The 291-nt window shown below is 69.8% G+C and carries 1 protein-coding gene; it reads left to right on the top strand.

Annotation, left to right across the window (positions count from 1 at the left end; translation table 11 throughout):
* On the top strand, nucleotides 1-193 hold a 193-nt coding region (locus NE591_RS15265), incomplete at its 5' end, for a hypothetical protein (protein ID WP_256157102.1).
* Nucleotides 194-291: the final 98 nt, after the last annotated feature.

Here is a 291-nt window from a genome sequence, read left to right as displayed (position 1 = left end):
GACCTGCCGGGCCGCCATGGCAGATAAGCGGGCCCGGGAGAAAGCAGTGGAGGATTTGGAAGGTGCCGAGCCTTTCAGCGGTCGCGGCAAGAAGGGAACCGTCCCCTGCGGGGACAGCGAGCGCGTCGCCTCCGCCTCCTCCGAGCCTTCGCTGTCAGACGGCTTGACGGCCCGCGCGAAAGCAGCATCATGAGCGGGCGCTTGGTAGGCGTGCTCGGAGGCACCGGACCTGCGGCGACGGCCTACTTCCTGCAGCGGCTCGTCGAGCCCACCGAGGCCCGCTGCGACCAG

The organism is Adlercreutzia sp. DFI.6.23 (assembly GCF_024462535.1).
In the GTDB taxonomy this organism is placed as follows: domain Bacteria; phylum Actinomycetota; class Coriobacteriia; order Coriobacteriales; family Eggerthellaceae; genus Adlercreutzia; species Adlercreutzia rubneri.
The sequence above is the reverse complement of the archived record's forward strand: the minus strand, read 5'-3'. Positions and strand labels throughout refer to the sequence as shown.